18 protein-coding genes are annotated in these 19166 nt (G+C 65.6%); 11 read left to right on the plus strand and 7 right to left on the minus strand.

Annotation, left to right across the window (positions count from 1 at the left end; all coding sequences use genetic code 11):
- Nucleotide 1 precedes the first annotated feature (1 nt).
- Both EPO55_RS02635 and EPO55_RS02640 read left to right on the plus strand, forming a co-directional pair.
- Complete coding sequence (locus EPO55_RS02635; RefSeq protein ID WP_296334839.1) at nt 2–427, plus strand: hypothetical protein; 426 nt, start codon at nt 2–4, stop codon at nt 425–427.
- 11 nt (nt 428–438) lie between these two features.
- Nucleotides 439–1116, plus strand: a complete 678-nt coding sequence (locus EPO55_RS02640) for a hypothetical protein (protein ID WP_296334840.1) — start codon at nt 439–441, stop codon at nt 1114–1116.
- Here the strand turns inward: EPO55_RS02640 and acdA are convergent.
- The 3 genes from acdA to EPO55_RS02655 are packed head-to-tail and all read right to left on the minus strand — an operon-like array spanning nt 1113 to nt 4959.
- Nucleotides 1113–2306, minus strand: a complete 1194-nt coding sequence (acdA, locus tag EPO55_RS02645; RefSeq protein ID WP_296334842.1) for a 3-sulfinopropanoyl-CoA desulfinase — start codon at nt 2304–2306, stop codon at nt 1113–1115. The genes EPO55_RS02640 and acdA overlap by 4 nt on opposite strands.
- On the minus strand, nt 2303–3814 hold the full coding sequence (locus tag EPO55_RS02650; protein WP_296334843.1) for an adenylate/guanylate cyclase domain-containing protein: 1512 nt from the start codon (nt 3812–3814) through the stop codon (nt 2303–2305). The genes acdA and EPO55_RS02650 overlap by 4 nt, the downstream gene beginning before the upstream one ends.
- Nucleotides 3815–3864: 50 nt before the next feature.
- On the minus strand, nt 3865–4959 hold the full coding sequence (locus EPO55_RS02655; protein WP_296334844.1) for a transglutaminase domain-containing protein: 1095 nt from the start codon (nt 4957–4959) through the stop codon (nt 3865–3867).
- A 175-nt stretch (nt 4960–5134) separates the two neighbouring features.
- On the opposite strand from EPO55_RS02655, the gene uraD reads away from it, so the two are divergent.
- From uraD to EPO55_RS02685, 6 genes are all read left to right on the plus strand, one after another.
- Complete coding sequence (gene uraD / locus EPO55_RS02660; RefSeq protein ID WP_296334845.1) at nt 5135–6016, plus strand: 2-oxo-4-hydroxy-4-carboxy-5-ureidoimidazoline decarboxylase; 882 nt, start codon at nt 5135–5137, stop codon at nt 6014–6016.
- Nucleotides 6017–6031: 15 nt separating this feature from the next.
- Nucleotides 6032–7471 (plus strand): NAD-dependent succinate-semialdehyde dehydrogenase, encoded by a 1440-nt coding sequence (locus EPO55_RS02665; RefSeq protein WP_296334846.1) that lies wholly within the window; start codon nt 6032–6034, stop codon nt 7469–7471.
- Between the two features lie 75 nt (nt 7472–7546).
- Nucleotides 7547–9376, plus strand: coding sequence for a CocE/NonD family hydrolase (locus tag EPO55_RS02670; protein ID WP_296334847.1), 1830 nt, complete (start codon nt 7547–7549; stop codon nt 9374–9376).
- Nucleotides 9377–9388: 12 nt separating this feature from the next.
- The gene (locus EPO55_RS02675) at nt 9389–9982 is read left to right on the plus strand and encodes a hypothetical protein (RefSeq protein ID WP_296334848.1); all 594 of its coding nucleotides are present in this window, start codon (nt 9389–9391) and stop codon (nt 9980–9982) included.
- A 90-nt stretch (nt 9983–10072) separates the two neighbouring features.
- The gene (locus EPO55_RS02680; protein WP_296334849.1) at nt 10073–10672 is read left to right on the plus strand and encodes a TRAP transporter small permease; all 600 of its coding nucleotides are present in this window, start codon (nt 10073–10075) and stop codon (nt 10670–10672) included.
- Nucleotides 10669–11973, plus strand: a complete 1305-nt coding sequence (locus EPO55_RS02685; RefSeq protein WP_296334850.1) for a TRAP transporter large permease — start codon at nt 10669–10671, stop codon at nt 11971–11973. The genes EPO55_RS02680 and EPO55_RS02685 overlap by 4 nt, the downstream gene beginning before the upstream one ends.
- Before the next feature lie 10 nt (nt 11974–11983).
- Here the strand turns inward: EPO55_RS02685 and dctP are convergent, their stop codons facing one another.
- Nucleotides 11984–13030 carry a TRAP transporter substrate-binding protein DctP gene (gene dctP / locus EPO55_RS02690; RefSeq protein WP_296334851.1) on the minus strand — a complete coding sequence of 349 codons (1047 nt, stop codon included), beginning with the start codon at nt 13028–13030 and terminating at the stop codon, nt 11984–11986.
- Nucleotides 13031–13177: 147 nt separating this feature from the next.
- On the opposite strand from dctP, the gene EPO55_RS02695 reads away from it, so the two are divergent.
- Entirely contained in the window at nt 13178–14143 is a 966-nt protein-coding gene (locus EPO55_RS02695) for a tripartite tricarboxylate transporter substrate binding protein (RefSeq protein ID WP_296334852.1), read from the plus strand.
- A gap of 68 nt (nt 14144–14211) precedes the next feature.
- Here the strand turns inward: EPO55_RS02695 and EPO55_RS02700 are convergent, their stop codons facing one another.
- From EPO55_RS02700 to EPO55_RS02710, 3 genes are read right to left on the minus strand one after another with little or no spacing between them, the layout of a single operon-like run.
- Nucleotides 14212–14973, minus strand: a complete 762-nt coding sequence (locus EPO55_RS02700; protein WP_296334853.1) for an SDR family oxidoreductase — start codon at nt 14971–14973, stop codon at nt 14212–14214.
- Nucleotides 14973–16160, minus strand: coding sequence for a CoA transferase (locus tag EPO55_RS02705; RefSeq protein WP_296334854.1), 1188 nt, complete (start codon nt 16158–16160; stop codon nt 14973–14975). Before EPO55_RS02705 ends, EPO55_RS02700 begins: the two co-directional genes overlap by 1 nt.
- Nucleotides 16161–16165: 5 nt before the next feature.
- Nucleotides 16166–16954, minus strand: coding sequence for an enoyl-CoA hydratase (locus EPO55_RS02710; protein ID WP_296334855.1), 789 nt, complete (start codon nt 16952–16954; stop codon nt 16166–16168).
- Between the two features lie 78 nt (nt 16955–17032).
- Between EPO55_RS02710 and EPO55_RS02715 the strand changes: the two genes are divergently transcribed.
- Together EPO55_RS02715 and EPO55_RS02720 are read left to right on the plus strand one after the other, a co-directional pair.
- Nucleotides 17033–18100, plus strand: coding sequence for an ABC transporter ATP-binding protein (locus EPO55_RS02715; RefSeq protein ID WP_296334856.1), 1068 nt, complete (start codon nt 17033–17035; stop codon nt 18098–18100).
- A 3-nt stretch (nt 18101–18103) separates the two neighbouring features.
- Entirely contained in the window at nt 18104–19165 is a 1062-nt protein-coding gene (locus EPO55_RS02720) for an extracellular solute-binding protein (RefSeq protein ID WP_296334857.1), read from the plus strand.
- Nucleotide 19166 lies beyond the last annotated feature (1 nt).

The following is a 19166-nucleotide window of genomic DNA, read 5'->3' on the forward strand; positions in this document are numbered from 1 at the left end:
CATGATCTCAAAGTTTGCAACGGTCGCAGTCATCGCGCTTTTGCATTTCCTGTCGGCGCCGGCCTTCTCTCAGGGCGGCATCGAGATCTACGACATGTTCTCGCCAGGCGAACGTAAGAAGATCGAGCCCAACTGGAAAGCCATAGACGCGCGGCCGTTGGGGACGCGTGAAAATCCAGTGCGCGCATTTCAGCCGGAAGGGGAGCACGCCTATCTGCGACGCTTGATTTGTCCGGGCGGGTCGCGGCCGACGTTCAAACGTATCGGCAGCTTTGGGCCAGGGCCTTACACTTCCATTCTCGATGGTTATGAAGTCAAATGCGGTGACGTCGTGCATAACGTCGTGATCGACATGTATCATCCGGGGTATGTGGAATGCCGCCCAGTTCCCGGCTTTTCCATTCTGGGTTCCTGTCCCGGCGCTTAGTGCACGATCGCATGATCGCGCGCGTGGCTTGTCTTGCCGCTCTGCTGTTTCCCGCAGTCGCGCTTGCGCAGGCGGCCGGCGAGGAGGCGAAGGCCTGCGTGCCAAACGGCGCGCCGCCAACCGCGGAATATGAGCGCGACAACCAGACAAAGGAGTGGCCGCAGGAAGCCAAACGCTTCAGTGGCGACGTGCCCAGCGTGGCACGGCAGGGTGACCGGCTTCGCCTGGCAGTCGATGGCGGCAAGTCGGTCGAATTGCAGGACTGTCCCTACGGCGACACTGCCTATCAGTATCTCTACGAAAGGTTCGACGATCCCGGCCGCTTCTACGTGGTCCGCACCCCGGCTTATGAAGACTTCTCCTATACGCTGGTGATGAAGCGAACGGGCCGGCTGTTCACGGTCTATGGTGCACCGGTGTGGGCTTCGGACAAGTCGAAGTTCCTCACTGTCGCCTGCTCGCTCTTGCCGGAACGGGGCACTCTCTCCATTCACAAGCCCTCGGATGACGGTCTCGTCGCCGAAGCGGAAATCGCATTGCCCTGCGCAATGGAAAGCTGTTCGGCACGCTGGGATTTCCAGTCGTGGATCTCGATTGCCTGCACGCCGCGCGACGAACCGGCCAAGAAGGGCACCGAGTTCGTCGTGATTCGCGGCAACGACGGCAAGTGGAACAGGTTCGGCCGCTAGGCCTGACTCCAGCCGTCGCGCGTCTGCGGCAGCTTCTTCTTGAGTAGCGCCCCCGCCACGACGTTACGCAGCACTTCCGCCGTGCCGCCGCCGATGGTGAACATGCGCACGTCGCGCGCCATGCGCTCCAGCGGCAGTTCGCGGCTATAGCCGCGCGCGCCGAAGAATTGTAGCGCCTCGTTCACGATCTGGATGGCGCTCTCCGAAGTGAAGACCTTGGCTTGCGCGGCCATCAGCATGTCGGGAAAGCCGCCTTCGCCGCTCCGCGCGGCGTTGTAGACCAATGCCCGCGCCGCCGAGAGTTTTATCGACATGTCAGCGAGCTTCCACTGCAGGCCCTGGAACTCGTTGATCGGCCGGCCGAACTGGTGGCGCTTTTCCGACCAGTCGAGCGCGAGCTGATAGGCGCCCTCGGCGATGCCGAGCGCCACGGTGGCGGCACCGACGCGCTGGCTGTTGTAGGCGGTCATCAGGTCGGCGAAGCCCTTCTTGAGGCCGCGCGGCGGGATCACCAGGGCCGAGGGCGGCACGTCCATATCCTCGAAGTCGATCACCGCCTCGGGAATGCCGCGCAGCCCCATGGTCGGCTCGCGCTTGGTGATCTTCAGCCCCTTGGTCTCATCGCGGATGGCAAGGAAGCCGCCGATGCCCTCGAACTGGCCCTTCTCGTCGTAGACCTTGGCGAAGATCAGGTGCAGCCGCGAGACGCCGCCGCCGGTGATCCAGTGCTTGCGCCCGTTGATCAGGTAGCGGTTGCCCTTCTTGTCGGCGCGCGTGGTCATGCCGTTGGCATCGGAGCCGGCATCGGGCTCGGTGATGCAGATGGCGGGCTTGTCGCCGGCCAGCACCATGTCGGCGCACATCTTCTTCTGTTCTTCAGAGCCATAGGCCATCACCGCGCTGATGGCGCCCATGTTGGTCTCGACGGCGATGCGGCCGGTGACGGCGCAGGCCGCCGACAGCGCCTCGATCGCCAGCACCGCGTCGAGCCAGCCCTTGCCCTGGCCGCCGTACTGCGTGGGGATCGTCATGCCGATCAGCTTGGCATCCTTCAGCAGCTCGACATTGTCCCAGGGATACTGCTCGGTGCGGTCGACCTCGGCCGCTCGTTTTGCGACGGGCCCTGAAGCCAGTTCGCGGGCGCGAGCCTGCAGCTTCACCTGATCGGACGACAATCCGGACGCGTTCATGAAGGCTTTCCCTGGCTGTTGGGGTCGATGCTGAAGATGGCAACCACATCGCTGCGGCCGCGTACGGTCACGCTGCCAAGTGCTGCAAACGCGAACTCGCCATTGCATGCCGTGCAGGTGCTTTCCGAAACCAGAATGCGCGTGCCGTGTTGCTTGTTCAACTCTTCCAGCCGCGATGCGAGGTTCACCGTGTCGCCCAGCAAGGTGAAACTCATGCGCTGGCCGGCGCCGACCGAGCCGCCGATGACATGGCCGGTGCTGATGCCGATCCGGGTGGCGAAGGCCACGCCTTCGTCGCCGAAGGTGCGGGCGCCGACGGCACGCTGGATGTCGATGGCGGCGCGCACCGCGGCGACGCCGTGGTTCTCGCAGGCTAGCGGCATGTTGAAGCTCGCGAACAGGCCATCGCCGATGAAGGTGTTGACCACGCCGCCATGCGCCCGGATCGGCTCCAGCACCGTCTCGAGATATTCATTGAGCGCCGTCACCAGCCGGTCGGGCGCCAGATACTCGGCGATGGTGGTGAAGCCCGCGATGTCGGTGAACAGGATCGTGGCCTCGCGTGTTTCGCCCGCCAGCACGCCCTGGCCCTCGCGATGCAGGATGGTCGAGGCGACGCTCTCGTCGACGTAGCGGCCGAAGGTCTCGCGGATGCGCTCGCGCTCGCGCAAGCCCTCGACCATGTTGTTGAACTGGCCGGTGAGTTCGCCGACGTCGTCGTTGGAAGTGACGGGCACGCGCAGGCTGAGGTCGCCGTCGGCCACCTTCGTCATCGCGCTCGAGAGCGCGTGGAGAGGGCGCAGCAGCGAACGGCTGATGAAGTAAGCCATGATGGCCACACCCATCGCGGCCGAGGCGACGTCGATCAGGATCTCGACCTGCAGGCGCTCGGCTTCGTAGGAGAAGAGATCGGCCAGGATCGCCGCCAGCGGGCCGATCGAGATCACCAGCAGTGCCACCAGGAGTTTTATCGTGTAGCTGCCAAAGAACAGGGAGAGGTTGCGGCCATAGTGCCTGAAGATGAAGGTGCAGAGGTTGGCGAGGTAGTCGCTGACGACGAAGTAGGTGTAGGAAAAATAGAAGATCGTGAGCACGCCCATCGTGGCCACGAAGTCGCCGATCGTGGGCTTGGGAATATCGGCTGACGAATCGGCCCAGAACGGCACCGAGAGCCGGAAGGCCCAGACGGTGAAGGTGAGGATCGCCGTGGTCTGCGCCGTCAGCAGTGGCAATTGCGTCAAGCGACGCTGGATGTCCTCGAACGGGATCTTGCCGTCGAGATAGCACCGGACCGGCTCGAAGAGATGACGGACGGTCAGCCAGTTGACACCCAGCAGCAGCAGCACGCCGATGCCGGCCGAACGCCAGGCATTGAGCCAGGTATCCGTTGCCGCCATGAAGATCACGATGATGGCGAAGTCGAGGAAGAAGATCGACGTCGCCATCCAGAGGTAGCGACGACGGATCGAGGCGATCTCGGCCGATGTGGCGGGGACGGGAACGTTCATGCCCGCCGGTATATACCCGGCGGGCCGGACGTTCGAAACGCCGAAGAACGCTAGGCTGTCAGCTCGCGCGCCGTGACGCGGTACTTGAACTTGTCGGGATCGAGCGAATCGAGGAAGCCGGCCTTGTTCTCGGCCTGCGGATACATCAGGAACGGGATCGCCGGTTCCCTCGAGCCGGGCAGCTTCACGTCGTGCGCGACGTTGAAGGCGACCCAGTTGCCCTCCCACGAGCCGAACAGCGCCCGGCGCGCGGCCACGACCTTGGGATCGGTCATGGCGAGGTTGGCCGGTGGCTCCTCGAGCACGACCTTGCGCACGTCGGCGGGATCGACCGGTGTCCAGCCGCTGCCGGCCAACCAGACCTCGGCGCGGCAATGTTGCGCCGTGCTGACCACCTCCGAGCCGGCCCCCAACGCCTTGAAGCCGAACTCCGACGGGGCGACGCGAATGCCGTAGACGTCGCGCGCCGGCAGGCCAACGGAACGCGCCAGGCCGACGAACAGCGCATTAAGGTCGGCACATTTGCCGTTGAGGTTGCCGGTCTTGATCATCGTGGTGATGTCGCCGACGCCGCAGCCCAGCGTCTTGGCGTTGCGGAAGGTGTTCTCCACCACCCAGTCGTAGAGCGCGCGGGCCTTGGCAGTATCGTCGCGCTTGCCGCGCACGATTTCCTCGGCGGTCTCCTTGACGAGGCCGTCGGTCGGCAGCAGTTCGGTGGCGGCGAGGCTAAGCTTGCGTTCCGTCTCCGAGAGGGGAGTCACGCTTTGCGCCAGCCCGATGCGGACCGCTCGATTCTGCGTCTGCACCCGGGCTGCGACCTCGATCACCGGCGACTGCTGATCACTCGCCCATTCGACACGCAGCATCTCGGCGCCATACTTGGGATCGCGCACTCGTTCGGCTATGCGCGCGTTGCCGGTCCAGGTGACATTGCCCGGCCGCTGCCAGTCAGCGGCCTCAAAAGTCGGGAGCGGGATCCATGCCTTGTTGGCGCCAGCGGTCGGCTCCACCTGCATGGTCAGCACGAAGCTCCGCCATCCCTTGGGCACGGGCGCGAAGATGGCCTGGGCCGACGCCAGACCCGGCGCGAGACCGACGGCGCCGGCAGCGAGGCCGGCTTTGAACATGTCGCGACGATTCATCATTTCCAGTCCTCGCCATGGCAATGCTTGCCGGAGAGAGCGGACATTCCCGCCGTCGGGGACATCAGAACCATCCCGGATCAAATCCGCGTCGCACGCGACAGCGGTCTGTACCGGAAGCAGGAAGGATTGCAGGGTGATGGTGCAGGCGTCAACTGGCCGTGCTAGTTCGGCCGGCATGACACTGCCGCTGGCCGACCTCAATCGCATGACTCTTCCGACCTTTTCTGGCGCGGTCGGCGAGACCTTCGAACTGGCGCCCTGGGTTGCCGACGCGGCATGGGCCATACGCCCTTTTGCGAGCGTGACGGCGCTGCACGAGGCGATGATGGGCGCGGTACGGGCGGCGCCCCGCGAGCGCCAGCTCGAATTCCTGCGCGGCCATCCCGATCTTGCCGGCAAGGCTGCCCGCGCCGGCGCGATGACCGCCGATTCGAAGAATGAGCAGTCGAGCGTCGGTCTCAATTCGTTGAGCGAAGCCGATTTCGCACGGTTTCACCGCCTGAACGATGCCTACACGGCAAAGTTCGGCTTTCCGTTCATCGTCTGCGTGCGCCGCCACACGCGTGATTCGATCCTGGCACAGTTCGAGCGCCGGCTCGGCCACGACGTCGCCACCGAATTCGCCGCTGCCTTGATGGAAGTCTTCTACATCACGCGGCTGCGAATCGCGGCCAAGGTGATGGGTGAGGGCATGCCCCGCGTGAATGGCCGTCTCAGCACCCATGTCCTGGACACCCATGCCGGCCGGCCTGCGGTCGGCGTCGCGGTCGAACTCTATGAGTTCTCGGGTGAGACGGCACATCGCATCGCCACGTCCGTCACCAATTCGGACGGCCGTACTGACCGGCCGCTGATCGGTGACCGTCCATTGCCGATCGGGCGTTATGAGTTGCGCTTTGCCGTCGGTGACCATTTCCGCAGCAGGGGTATCGAACAGGGAGATCCGCCGTTCCTCGACATCGTGCCTTTGCGCTTTTCTATAGCCGAGCCGGAAGGGCATTATCACGTGCCGCTGCTCTGCACGCCCTGGAGCTATTCGACCTATCGCGGATCCTGAGAACCGGAGGAAATGATGACTGCCTATAATGACGTCTCCCTGATGATCGACGGCGCCTGGACCAAGGGGTCCAAGGGTCGCACGATTCCCGTCATCAATCCCGCGACGGAAGAGGTGATCGGCCAGGTTGCTCACGCCGAGACCGCCGACCTCGACCGCGCGCTCGCCGCCGCCGACAAGGGCTTCAAGGTCTGGAAAAAGGTCTCGGCCTACGAGCGCTACAAGATCATGCGCAAGGCCGCCGACCTGATGCGCCAGCGCCTCGACGAGATCGCCACCATCATGACCATGGAGCAGGGCAAGCCACTCTACGAGGCCAGGATCGAGACCAACCTTGCCGCCGACATCATCGATTGGATGGCCGAGGAAGGCCGCCGCACCTACGGCCGCGTCGTGCCGGCGCGCGCCGAGAACGTCTACCAGCTCGTGCTGAAGGAGCCGGTCGGGCCGGTCGCCGCCTTCACGCCGTGGAACTTCCCGATCAACCAGGTCGTGCGCAAGGCCTCGGCGGCGCTGGCGACCGGCTGCTCGATCATCATCAAGGGACCGGAGGATACGCCGGCCTCGTGCGCCCAGCTGATCAAGGCCTTCGTCGATGCCGGCGTGCCGGCGGGTGTAATCCAGCTCGTCTATGGCGTGCCGTCGGAGATCAGCGCCTATCTGATCCCGCATCCGATCATCAAGAAGGTGACCTTCACCGGCTCGACGCCGGTCGGCAAGCAGCTGGCGGCACTGGCCGGCGCGCACATGAAGCGCGTCACCATGGAGCTGGGCGGCCATGCGCCGGCCATCGTGTTCGAGGACGCCGACCTCGAGCAGGCCGTGAACGTGCTGGGCGCCAACAAGTTCAGGAACGCGGGCCAGGTCTGCGTCGCGCCGACGCGCTTCCTGGTGCACGAGAAGGTCTATCCCGAGTTCGTCGAGCGCTTCACTGCCTATGCCAAGAACATGAAGGTGGGTAACGGCCTCGAGGCGGAGACCAAGATGGGGCCGTTGGTGGCCGAGCGCCGCCTGCATGCCATGGACACTTTCATGAACGACGCAATCTCCAAGGGCGCCAAGGTCCAGACCGGCGGCAAGCGCTTGGGCAACAAGGGCTACTTCTACGAGCCCACCGTGCTCACCAACGTCTCGCCCGATTCGAAGATCATGAACGAGGAGCCATTCGGCCCGCTGGCGCCGATCACCCCGTTCAAGGATTTCGACGGCGTGATGAAGGAGGCCAACCGCCTCGCCTGGGGCCTGGCCGCCTATGCCTATACCAAGAACACCAAGACCGCGGCGGCGGTCGGCGCTGCCTTCGAAAGCGGCATGGTGTCGATCAACCACCACGGCCTCGCCCTGCCGGAAGTGCCGTTCGGAGGCATGAAGGACTCGGGCTACGGCTCGGAGGGCGGTCTCGAGGCGCTCGAGGCCTATCTCAACACCAAGTTCGTCAGCCAGCTCAACATGTGATGATCGGTGACCCTCCTCTGCTCGTGCAGAGGAGGGTCAGCTGCTTTCGCGTAGCTGCTCGCAGAAGGTTGGATCATGGCGGATCGCGACGACCTCGGTTCGGCCTGGAAGGTGCCGCCGAGCCGCTATCTTGCCGGCCGGCCGGCCGAATTCGCGGTGGGCGCGCCGGTCTCCAGCTACGTGACGATGCCGGACGGCTGCCGGCTCGCCGTCGATGTGATCCTGCCTGATGGCGATGCCTCGACGCGCTGGCCGACCGTTCTCATCCTGACGCCCTATGTTCGCCGCTTCGAGTTGGCGTCGGGAACGACCGGTGTCGAGCCATCGCCCAACACCTACCGCTATCGCGACATGTTCGTGCCGCGCGGCTACGCCCTGGTCGTGGTCGACGCCCGCGGCACGGGGGCGAGCTTCGGCACGCGCGATTCCTTCCGCTCGCCGCGCGAGCGCGACGACTGCCGCGCCATCGCCGACTGGATCGTGGCCCAGCCGTGGAGCGACGGCGCCATCGGCGCCACCGGCATCTCCTATCTGGGCGCGGCCTGCGATTTCCTCGCCAGCACCGGGCACAAGGCGGTGAAGGCGATCGCACCGCTGTTCGCGGTCTGGGACACCTGGACCGACAACTATTATCCCGGCGGCATGCTGATCAAGCGGCTGGCGCTGGTCTACGACGAGCTGATGCTGGCGCTCGATCACGACCGGCGCGAGCTGCGCGGGCAGTTCAGCTATTTCGCCAACCCGGCATTGCTGGGGCCGATGCCGGTCGACGAGGATGCCGGCGGCGCACTCGCGACCGAGGCGGTGAAGGGCCACCTCGCGAACTTCCGCATGCCCGACTTCATCAGCGAGTTCAAATTCCGCGACGATGCGCTGGCCTACGATCCCGGTTTCACCAGCGCCTCGTTCAGTCCCTACAATTATCTCGACGAGATCCCCGAGGACATCGCCGTCTATGCCGTCTCGGGCTGGATGGATGGCGCAGGTTACGCCAACGGCGCCCTGTCGCGCTTCCTCACCCTGCCCAATGCCGAGCGCCGACTGCTGCTGGGGCCATGGGACCACGGCGCGCGGGTCAACGCCTCACCGTGGCGCGCACGCATCGAGCCGGAACTGCCGGTGCTGGGCGAGGTGCTGCGCTTCTTCGACCGCCATCTCGCCGGCCGCCAGACCGGTCTCGAACACGAGGACCCGATCCACTATTTCACCGTCCATGCCGAGGAGTGGCGCGCCGCCAAGGTCTGGCCGCCGGTGGCGGCGAAGCGGCAACTCTACGTCGCGCCGGGCCGAACGCTCGCGCCGGCGCGGCCGAACGACGGCGCGTCGGAGGCCTTCCAGGTCGACTTCACGCGAGGGTCGGGAACCCAGACGCGCTACGAGCGCATCGCCGGCATCGATGCCACGGCCTACTACGCCGACTGGACGGAACGGGAGCGGCATCTCCTCGACTTCACGACGCCGCCACTGGAACGCGCGCTGGAGATCGCGGGCCATCCCGTCGTGTCGTTGTGGCTCGCCTCGAGCGAACCCGACGCCGCGGTCTTCGTGTATTTCTCGGAAGTCGAGGCCGACGGCACGGCGCGCTACGTCACGGAAGGCGTGCTGCGCGCCATCCACCGGGCCGAGGCACGGGCGCCGCGCAACTATCGCACCACCTGGCCGTGGCGGACTTTCGCCCGCAAGGACGCCCGGCCAATGCCAATCGGCGAACCGCAGCTCCTGCATTTCGCCCTGTTGCCGACGGCGTGGCGCTTCTCCCAGGGCAGCCGGCTGCGGCTGTCGATCGCCGGCGGCGATGCCGACCATTTCGCGCAGGCGCCGCATGGCCGGCCGCCGCTGCTCACGATTCTCAGCGGCGGCGAGCATGCGAGCTCGATCGAGCTGCCGGTAGGGAAGGTGTCGTAGAGGAGGCTTGAGATGCGCAGCCCGCTCTGGTTCGTCGTCGCCGGTCTGATCGCGCTCGCGGGATTCGCCGGCGCGGCGTTCTATCTGATGCCGCGCCTGGCAGCGGTGGATGCGCGGCTGATGCGGGCCGTCGTGCCCGGCAGTACGGTTCTCGTCCTCGACAAGCCTGGCACCTACACGATCTATCACGAGGAGAGGAGCGTCGTGGATGGCCGCTACTACGCCTCCGATTCGGTCGAGGGCCTGCGCGTCGGCCTCACGGCCGAGGCGAACGGCGCCGCCGTGAGGCTCACCGAACCATCCACCAGCAGCAGCTATTCGATCGGCAGCCGCAAAGGCACCTCGATGTTTGCCTTCACGATCGACCAGCCTGGCCGCTATCGCCTGACGGCTGGTCTGGCGAACGGTCGGGCTGAACCGAAGGTCGTTCTTGCCGTTGCACAGGGAATGATGTCCGCCCTGTTCAGTCTGATCTTCGGCACGCTGGCGATCGCGTTCGGCGGTCTTGGTGTGGCCGGGATCGTTGTCGTCGGGGCGCTGTGGCAACGATCGAAAGGCGCCAGGAGCCGGCCGCAATCGATTGAACCGGGCGGGCCGCGGGGTTAGCCTCCGTCCAAGCCTGCGGCAAACGACGACCCGAATACGGGCGGCCGCCGGCAGCGGGAGGATCGCATGCAGGGAGACGGGACGGCCGCTTTGGCGGCCGCACACCGCTATTGGTCGTGGCTTGAAGACGGGTTGAACCTGATCGCCGCGGCCGCGATCTTCTTCCTGATGTTCGTCGGCGTCTTCCAGGTCATCGGACGTACCGTCTTCGACACTGCGATCAACGGGTACATCGACTATATGGAGCAGGCGAGCGCGCTGTTCGCCTTTCTCGGCATCTCCTACGCCCAGAGGGTAGGCGCTCATATCCGCATGGATTTGCTGCTGCGCGGCTTCTCGCTGCGTTTCCTGTGGTCGATGGAGCTGTTCTGCGTCCTCGTCGCAATGGTCGTCATTACGGTCCTCATCGACTCGACCTATCTGAACTTCCAGCGCGCGTGGCAACTCGGTGATTCGACCATCGATATCAATCTGCCGATCTGGCCGACCAAGCTTCTCGTACCCGTCGTACTCGCCGTCTTGTGGGTGCGGATGGCCCTGCAGTCGATCGACTACGTCCGTCTGATCCGCCACCCGCAGGCGCAACCGATCGCTGTGCCGGTGATCGAGACCATCGAAGTGCAGGCACAGCACGAGATCGAAGAGGCATTGGGCCGCGAAGAAACTGCGCACGAGGAGAAGCGGTCATGAGCATCGAGCCACTCACGCTCGGAATTGTCGGCTGCGGCCTCCTCATCTTCCTTTGCGTTCTCGGCGTGCGTATCGCCTACGCGACCGCCATTGTCGGAGTGTTCGGATTGGCCGCGCTGACCGGCTGGGGTCCCGGCCTGCGCACCGCCGGTGTCGTACCGCACGGGGCAGTCGTGAACTATACGCTGAGCGTCCTGCCGATGTTCATCCTGATCGGCTATCTTGCCTACTATGCCGGTATCACCCAGGCCGCCTTCGAGGCGGCGCGGCGATGGCTGGGTTGGCTTCCGGGCGGTCTCGCCATTGCCACCGTCTACGCGGTCGCCGGTTTCTCGGCGGTGTCGGGCGCCAATACCGCGGCAGCCGCCGTGTTCGCCAAGGTGGCGATCCCTGAGATGCTGAAGGCAGGCTACAACAAGCGCTTGGCGGCTGGCGTGGTCGCGGCGGGCGCCACGCTCGATTCGCTGATCCCGCCCAGCGCGCTCCTCGTCGTCTATGGCATCATCACCGAGCAATCGATCGGCAAGCTGCTGGTCGCGGGCTTCGCGCCGGGACTCTTCTCGGCCCTGGTCTATACCCTGATCATCCTCGTCATGTGCTGGCGCAATCCCGAACTCGGCAAGCCGATCCGCGGCTACACCTGGCCACAGCGCATCAAGTCGCTGCCCGGTACGGCGCCGATCGTGCTGGTGATCGGCATCATCTTTTACAGCATGCTGTTCGGCTGGGCGACGCCGACCGAAGCGGGTGCGCTGGGCGCCCTCTGCGTCTTCGTCATCGCGCTAATGAACGGCATGAAGTGGCCGGAGCTGCGCGGCGCGCTGCTGGAGACGGCGCGGCTCACGGCGGTGATCTTCACCGTGATCTGGGGTGTCTTGATTTTCGTGCGCTTCCTGGGCTTTGCCGGATTGCCCGAGGAAATCGCGCGCTGGGTCACCAGCCTCGACGTGCCGCCGCTCGCCGTCCTGCTGGCGATTTACGTCATCTACCTGATCCTCGGCACGATCCTGGAAGGCATCGGCATGTTCCTGCTGACGCTTCCTGTGATCTTCCCCGTGGTCGAGGCGATGGGCTACGATCCGATCTGGTTCGGCATCATCCTGGTCAAGCTGAACGGCATTGCGACGCTGTCGCCGCCGGTCGGCCTCGTGGTGTTCGTCGTCAACGGCGTCCGGCCAGACATCTCGGTCGCCGACATCTTCCGAGGCATCTGGCCGTTCATCTTCGCCGACATCATCACCATCGGCTTCCTGACCGCCTTCCCAGAGATCGTGACGTTCATCCTTGACGCGGCGGCCTGAGGGAACGCCTTCAGGATTTTGGTGAAGCGGCTGTCTTGAGCAGGAAGTCCAGCACTTCGCGACCCGGGATGCCCTGGGCGTCACGCTTGACGACCCATTCGTCCCACACCGGCTGGCCGCCGGCCTTGCGGAAGGCGGCCAGCTCGTCGGGCGTGAACTTGAGGAACTGCAGCTTCTTCTTGAACAGCGGGATGTTCTTCTCGTCGGCCTCGCGATAGGCCTTCTTGACCGCGGCATGGGCAAGCGGCTGCGCCTCGATCAGCAGGTCCTTGTACTGTTGCGGCAGCTTGGCCCACTGCTCGGTATGAATCAGGGTCGGGCAGGCAACGTTGCCCAGATTCATGTTCTCCGTGTACCACTTGCCGACCTCGTAGGTGCGGTACGACTGATGCGCGTAGGTGGTCGGGAAGGCGGCGGCGTCGACCGTGCCACGCTCGAGCGAGGTGTAGACTTCGGTGGCGTCGACCGAGGTCGGCACCGCGCCCAGCTTGCGCATTGCCTCGCCGATACCAGCCAGAGCCCGTACGCGCATGCCCTTGAAATCGTCGATGTGCTTGGGTGCCTTGCCGCGGCCGACGAACTCGTTGGTCGGCAGCACCGCCGAGAGATACGGCATGGCGTTCCAGGCGGCGAACTCTTTGACGATCAGCGGGTGCTTGTAGAAGGCGAGATGCACCTTTTCCTGCGTGTCGAGATCGGGGATTGGCAGGAACGGCAGGTCGAGGGCGGAGAAGACGGGGAGTTTCTCCGGATGGTAGGAGGCGCAGATGTTGGTCATCTCGAGGCTGCCGACCTTGAGCGAGTCCAGCAGTTCCTTGGGATTGCCGAAGCTGCCGTAGCCGATCTGGATCTTGAACTTGCCCCCGGTGCGTTCCTCCATGAATTTCTTGAGGACCTCGACATTCTGGGTAGCGGCGCGCGGTTTGCCCCATGCCCCGAGCTTCCAGTTCACTTCCGGCCCATCGACGATCTTCGCCTGGGCGAACGCGTTACCCGACCACGCAATCACGCTTGCCGCCACGATGGCAGCGACTGTTAAGCCCTTGTGACGGCTCATGGGTGCCTCCTTGAATGTTGCCTCCGAAACTTTCTCTTCCTTGGTCCGGCCATTGGCGTGGCTGACGGCCAAAAGCCTACCCCATCGGCGCGCAATGCGGTAGCGAGGGCGCGGCCCTCTCGCTAAGTTCTCGGCCGCATGATCGAGATGACGAGGCGTTCGGCCCTCGGCGGGCTATTGACGGCAGGCGCTGGGGCGGCCGCGCGCGCCGGTGAATGGCCGGAGCGATCGGTGGCCTGGATCGTGCCGTTTCCGGCCGGCGGCGGTTCGGATCTGTTCGCCCGTCCGATCGCCGCTCATGTCGCCGACCGGCTCGGCCAGACGATGATGATCGACAACAGGAGCGGCGCCGGCGGCACGCTCGGCACGGCCATCGCGGCGCGCGCCGCGGCCGACGGCTACACCGTGCTGGTGGGCGACACCGGCCTCACCTATGCGCCCACGATCTACCCCAGGGCGGGCTTCGACTTCGACCGCGACTTCGCGCCGATCAGCGCGTTCGCGCGTGTGCCGTACGTTCTGGTGGTCAATCCGGTGCGGCTCGACGTTGCGTCCCTTGCCGGGTTCATCGCGGCGGCGAAGCAGAGGCCCGGCGCGATCGATGTCGGATCGGCGGGCCTCGGCACCGTGACGCATCTTGCCATCGGCCTGTTCGAGGGGCGTGCCGGCGTGCAGCTCAATCACGTGCCCTATCGCGGTGGCGCGCCGATGCTGCAGGACCTGCTGGCCGGGCAGATCGCCGCCGCCTTCGTTCTGGTCAGCACCGTTGCGGGTTACGTCAAGTCCGGCAAGCTGCGTGCGCTCGCGGTGGCTAGCCGTCGCCGCGAGGCGCTGCTGCCCGACGTGCCGACCGCACACGAGGCGGGCCTTGCCGATTTCCGCATGACCACCTGGTTCGGCCTGTTCGCGCCGTCGCGTACGCCCGATGTCGCCCTCGACCGGCTGCATGGTGCCGTGCAGGAGGCGCTCGCCAGCGAGGGCGTGAAACGCCTGTGGCGCGAGCAGGGCGCCAAAGTTGAACTCGAAAGTCGCGCCGATTTCGCTCGCTTCGTCGCGCGCGAGACCGAGCGCTGGAGCCGCATCGCCAAGGCCGCCAACGTCCAGATCGAGTAGCGCGCGCTACTTGACCAGAAACACCGCCTCGACCGAGCAGGCGAGATCGCTTCGTTCGATCCGTCCGCTCATGTCTCCGCGCCGCCGTTCACCTGGATCATCTGGCCGTTGATGTAGGCGCCAGCCTCGGAGATCAGGAGCCGTGCGGCGGCGGCGACTTCGGCGGGCGTGCCCATGCGGCCAAGCGGCACCTTGGCCATCGTCTCACGCCGGTGATGCGAGGAGGCGTCGTCCCCCTCGACGTCGGAGGCGATGGGACCGGGCGAGATGGCGTTGGTGGTGACGCCCTTGGGTCCGAACTCCTTGGCCAGCGACTTGGTGAGGCCCCAGACGCCGTGCTTGGCGACCGACACCGGTGCCCGTCCCGCATAGCCATGGATGGCGTTCATGCCGGTGAAGTTCACGATGCGGCCCCAGCCCTTCTTCAACATGCCGGGCAGGCAGGCGCGGGAGAGCCAGACGGCCGCGTCGAGGTCGACGGCGATCACCCGTCGCCAGGCGGCTTCGCTCATTTCCAGGAACGGCTTGCCCGGGCGAAGGGCGGCATTGTTCACCAGCACGTCGACGGCGCCGAATTCTTTGATCGCCTCGGCCGCGATCCGCTTGCATTCCTCCGGCTTGCCGACATCGCCCATGACGACCAGGGCCTTCGCGCCAAGCTTGCGGGCTTCCTTGGCGACTTTCTCGCAGGCCGCGCGATCGCTGGAGCCGTTGATGGCGACATTGAAGCCGTCGGCGGCGAGGCCGAGGACGCAGGCGCGGCCGATGTTACGACCACCGCCGGTGATCAGCGCGGTCCGCTTTGCCCTGGCTTTCGGAGTGCGGGCCATCAGACGACACCGCCCGCGCGCAGTTCCTTGATCTTCTTCGGGCTCATGCCGAGGCTCTTGAGCACCGCGTTGGTGTGCTGGCCGAGATCAGGCGTGGGCTTCAGCTTCCTGGGCTGCGGCGAGCCCGTGAGGTTGATCGGGTTGCCGACCACCTTGATCTCTCCGAGCTTGGGATGCTTGACGCCGCGCGCGATGCCGAGATGTTTCACCTGCGGCTCGGCGAAGGTCATGTCGATCGAATTGATCGGCCCGCACGGCACGCCCGCCTTGTTGAGCGCCGCGATCCAGTGCGCCGACGTGTTGGTCCGCGTGACGCCGCTGATGCGTTCGTTCAGCGCCTTGCGGTTCTCCGAGCGCAACGCAGGCGTCGCATGCTCGGGATGGTCGAGCAACTGGCCGCCGCCCATTGCCTGGGCGAAGCGCTTCCACATGCTCTGTCCGGCGGCGGCGATGTTGATGTAGCCGTCGCTGGTCGGGAACACGCCGGTCGGGATCGAGGTCGGATGGTCGTTGCCCGCCTGCTTGGGCACCTCGCCCTTCATCAGCCAGCGCGCGGCCTGGAAGTCGAGCATGAAGATCTGCGCTTCGATCAGCGAGGTGTGGACCCACTGGCCCTTCCTGGTGCGTTCGCGATTGTAGAGGGCGAGCGTGATCGCCTGGGCGAGCAGCAGGCCCGCCGTGAGATCGCAAATGGGAATGCCGACGCGCATCGGCCCGCGACCGGGCTCGCCGGTGATCGACATCAGCCCGCCCATGCCCTGCGCAATCTGGTCGACGCCGGGGCGCGCCGCGTCCGGACCGCTCTGGCCGAAGCCCGCGATCGAGCCGTAGATGATCTTCGGGTTCACCTTCTTGACCGACTTGTAGTCGACCTTGAGGCGGTACTTCACGTCAGAGCGATAGTTCTCGACGATCACGTCGGCCTTCTTCGCGAGCTTCATGAAGATCGCGTGGCCTTCCTTGCTCTTGAGGTTGAGCGTGATCGCCTGCTTGTTGCGATGAAGGTTCTGGAAGTCGAATCCGTGGCGCGCGCCGCCCATCGAATCGGTCGTCGTGCCCGGCTCGGGGGGCTGCTCGATCTTGATCACCTGCGCGCCCCAGTCGGCGAGCTGGCGCACGGCGGTCGGGCCGGCGCGATGGGCGGTGAGGTCGAGGACCTTGATGTGGGAGAGGGGAAGCTTGGCCATGGTGTTTACCGTCCCTTGAACATCGGCTTGCGCTTTTCCATGAAGGCGCGGCGGCCTTCCTTGAAGTCTTCGCTGTCGAAGCAGGCCACCGCCATCTTCTCGAGCTTCTTGTGGTCCTGCTTGGACTCGGGCTTGGCGATCTCGCGCGCAGCGGCCTTGGCGAGCGCGATGGTGAGCGGGGCGTTCTGGGCGATGGCGCCGGTGATGCCGTCGACCATGGCATCGAGCTCGGCGTCGGCGGCGACGCCGTGCACAAGGCCCATGTCGTAGGCCTCCTTCGACGAATACTGCTTGGCCGTGAACAGGAACTCCATGGCCCGCGGCAGGCCGACGATGCGCGAGAAGCGCTCGATCCGCAGGAAACCGTAGCCGAGGCCAAGCTTGGCCGCCGGTACGCCGAAGCGGGCACCCTCGTTGCTGTAGCGCAAGTCGCAGCAGGCCGCGAGGTTCATGCCGCCGCCGATGCAGTAGCCGGTGATCTTGGCGATGGTCGGCTTGGAGAAGTTGTAGAGCGACTCATAGCCTTCCTTGGAGATGGCGTCGTAGCGGACCTGGGCCTCGGCATTGGCGCGCTCGCTCTCGAACTTGGAGATGTCAGCGCCCGAGACGAAAGCCTTGCCGCCGGCGCCGCTCACCACCAGGCAACGGATCTCCGGATCGGCGTCGAAATCCTTCAGGATCGACACGAAGCTGTCCCACATGTCGAGGGAGACGGCATTCAACTTGGCCGGATTGTTGAAAACGAGGTGTCCGACCGCGCCGTCGCGCCGTCCATAGAGCTTCTGTTCCTGCATGCCGCGATCCTCCGATAAGGTCGGGAATATAGCGCGCGCCGGGGGATTTGAATAAGGTAAGCGCAACTGGGAGGAAACGTGGCCTCGGTAGAACTGAAAGGCCTTACAAAGCGCTATGGCGCGGCGGTCGCTGTGGACGACGTGTCGCTGCGTGTCGAGCATGGCCAGCTCGTTTGCCTGCTGGGGCCGTCGGGCTGCGGCAAGACCACGACCTTGCGGCTGATCGCAGGCTTCATCGAGCCCTCGGCAGGCGAAATCGTGGTCGGCGACAAGGTGCTGTCCTCGCCGGCGCGGACCGTGCCGCCCGAAGGTCGCAACATGTCGATGATCTTCCAGAGCTATGCGCTGTGGCCGCACATGACGGTGGCCGAGAACGTTTCCTACGGCCTCCGGATCCGCAAGCTCGACAAGGCCACGATCGACGCCAAGCTGAAGGCGATCCTCACCACCGCCCGGCTCGAGGCGCTGGCCGGGCGCTATCCCGGCGAGCTGTCGGGCGGCCAGCAGCAGCGCGTGTCGCTGGCCCGTGCGCTGGTGGTCGAGCCCGAGACGCTGCTGCTCGACGAGCCGCTCTCCAATCTCGACGCCAACCTGCGCGAGGAGATGCGTTTCGAGATCCGCCGCCTGCACGACCGCTACCGCTACACCACGGTCTACGTCACCCACGACCAATCGGAGGCCATGACGACGGCCGACCTGATCGCGGTGATGAACCACGGCAAGGTCGAGCAGCTCGGCACGCCCGAGGACATTTATAGCCGGCCGCGCTCCGAGTTCGTCGCCCGCTTCATCGGCGGCTCGAACATCCTGCGCGGCACGGCGCTCGACGCGAACCGCCTGTCGATCGGCAACGCCTCGGTGCGCAGCACGGGACGCACTCTGCAGCCAGGCAGGCCGGTGGCCCTGTCGATCCGCCAGCACGAGGTCGGCATCGCCCTCGAGGCGCCGCGGTCGGATGCCGAGAATCACCTTCGTGCCGTCGTGGCGCGGCAGGTCTTCCTCGGCTCGGCGCGGGACTATACCGTCCAGCTCGACGACAAGACCGAACTGCGCGTGACGGCGCCGCCCGGCCAGAACATCGCGCCGGGGCAGGCGGTTTGGCTGCATCTGCCGGCGGAGCAGTGCCGGGCATTGGCGGAGGATTAGCGCATGACCAGGAAACTGACGCGACGTCACGTGCTGGCGGCCTCGGCCGCGGCGACGGCTGGTTCTTTCGTGACGCCGGTGCGCGGCGCGCCGCCGGAGGCGCAGAAGATCACGCCGGCGCTGATCGAGGCGGCCAGGAAGGAAGGCAAGCTCGCCTGGTACACCTCGGTCGATCTGCCGGTTGCCGAGAAGATCGCCAAGGCCTTCGAGGCGGCCTATCCCGGCATTGCCGTGAAGGTCGAACGCTCCGGCGCGGAGCGCATCTTCCAGCGCATCGGCCAGGAGTATCAAAGCAAGATCTACAATTGCGACGTCGTGAACAGTTCCGACGCGGCCCACCTCATCGTCTGGAAGCGGGCCAGCATGCTGGCGCCGTTCGTGCCCGAGGACGTGGCGCAGTATTTCCCGGCGGCGCACAAGGACCCCGACGGGATGTACGCCTCGTGGCGCATCACGCTCTCGCCGATCGCCTACAACACCAAGCTGGTGAAGCCGGAGGACGCGCCCAAGGGCTTCATCGACCTGCTCGATCCCAAGTGGATGGGCAAGATCGTAAAAGCGCATCCGGGCTACAGCGGCACCATCATGACGGCGACGCAGCAGCTCAGCCGCGACCTCGGCTGGGAGTATTTCGAGAAGCTCGCCAAGCAGAAGGTCATGCAGGTCCAGTCGGCCGCCGATCCGCCGAAGAAGCTGGCGCTGGGCGAGCGCGCGGTGATGGCCGACGGCACGGAGTATGTCGTCACCATGCTCCAGGCGCGCGGCGAGCCGATCGCCGAGGTCTACGCCGTCGAGGGCACGCCGCTGGTCACCGGGCCGTCGGCGATCATGGCGCGCGCCGCCAATCCCAGCGCGGCGCGGCTGTTCACCGCCTGGTCGATGAGCGCGCCGGCGCAGCAGATGAACGTCGATGTCGGCGCGTTGCGCTCGGCCCATCCGCAGGTCAAGGACCGGGCGGACCGCCGCAAGCTTGGCGACATCAAGACGCTGCGCGAGGACGCCGCCGCCGTGGCCGACCAGGCCGACGCGATCAAGACGCGCTACACCCAACTCTTCAAGGTCTAGA

The organism is Reyranella sp. (assembly GCF_004296935.1).
Lineage (GTDB): Bacteria > Pseudomonadota > Alphaproteobacteria > Reyranellales > Reyranellaceae > Reyranella.

Excerpts from the sequence above, each read along its gene's own strand:
- EPO55_RS02635 (WP_296334839.1), top strand. The coding sequence starts at position 2 with ATGATCTCAAAGTTTGCAACGGTCGCAGTCATCGCGCTTTTGCATTTC.
- EPO55_RS02670 (WP_296334847.1), top strand. The coding sequence starts at position 7,547 with ATGGCGGATCGCGACGACCTCGGTTCGGCCTGGAAGGTGCCGCCGAGC.
- EPO55_RS02650 (WP_296334843.1), bottom strand. The coding sequence starts at position 3,814 with ATGAACGTTCCCGTCCCCGCCACATCGGCCGAGATCGCCTCGATCCGT.
- EPO55_RS02640 (WP_296334840.1), top strand. The coding sequence starts at position 439 with ATGATCGCGCGCGTGGCTTGTCTTGCCGCTCTGCTGTTTCCCGCAGTC.
- uraD (WP_296334845.1), top strand. The coding sequence starts at position 5,135 with ATGACACTGCCGCTGGCCGACCTCAATCGCATGACTCTTCCGACCTTT.
- EPO55_RS02720 (WP_296334857.1), top strand. The coding sequence starts at position 18,104 with ATGACCAGGAAACTGACGCGACGTCACGTGCTGGCGGCCTCGGCCGCG.
- EPO55_RS02695 (WP_296334852.1), top strand. The coding sequence starts at position 13,178 with ATGACGAGGCGTTCGGCCCTCGGCGGGCTATTGACGGCAGGCGCTGGG.
- EPO55_RS02705 (WP_296334854.1), bottom strand. The coding sequence starts at position 16,160 with ATGGCCAAGCTTCCCCTCTCCCACATCAAGGTCCTCGACCTCACCGCC.
- EPO55_RS02710 (WP_296334855.1), bottom strand. The coding sequence starts at position 16,954 with ATGCAGGAACAGAAGCTCTATGGACGGCGCGACGGCGCGGTCGGACAC.
- EPO55_RS02665 (WP_296334846.1), top strand. The coding sequence starts at position 6,032 with ATGACTGCCTATAATGACGTCTCCCTGATGATCGACGGCGCCTGGACC.
- dctP (WP_296334851.1), bottom strand. The coding sequence starts at position 13,030 with ATGAGCCGTCACAAGGGCTTAACAGTCGCTGCCATCGTGGCGGCAAGC.
- acdA (WP_296334842.1), bottom strand. The coding sequence starts at position 2,306 with ATGAACGCGTCCGGATTGTCGTCCGATCAGGTGAAGCTGCAGGCTCGC.
- EPO55_RS02685 (WP_296334850.1), top strand. The coding sequence starts at position 10,669 with ATGAGCATCGAGCCACTCACGCTCGGAATTGTCGGCTGCGGCCTCCTC.
- EPO55_RS02675 (WP_296334848.1), top strand. The coding sequence starts at position 9,389 with ATGCGCAGCCCGCTCTGGTTCGTCGTCGCCGGTCTGATCGCGCTCGCG.
- EPO55_RS02655 (WP_296334844.1), bottom strand. The coding sequence starts at position 4,959 with ATGATGAATCGTCGCGACATGTTCAAAGCCGGCCTCGCTGCCGGCGCC.
- EPO55_RS02700 (WP_296334853.1), bottom strand. The coding sequence starts at position 14,973 with ATGGCCCGCACTCCGAAAGCCAGGGCAAAGCGGACCGCGCTGATCACC.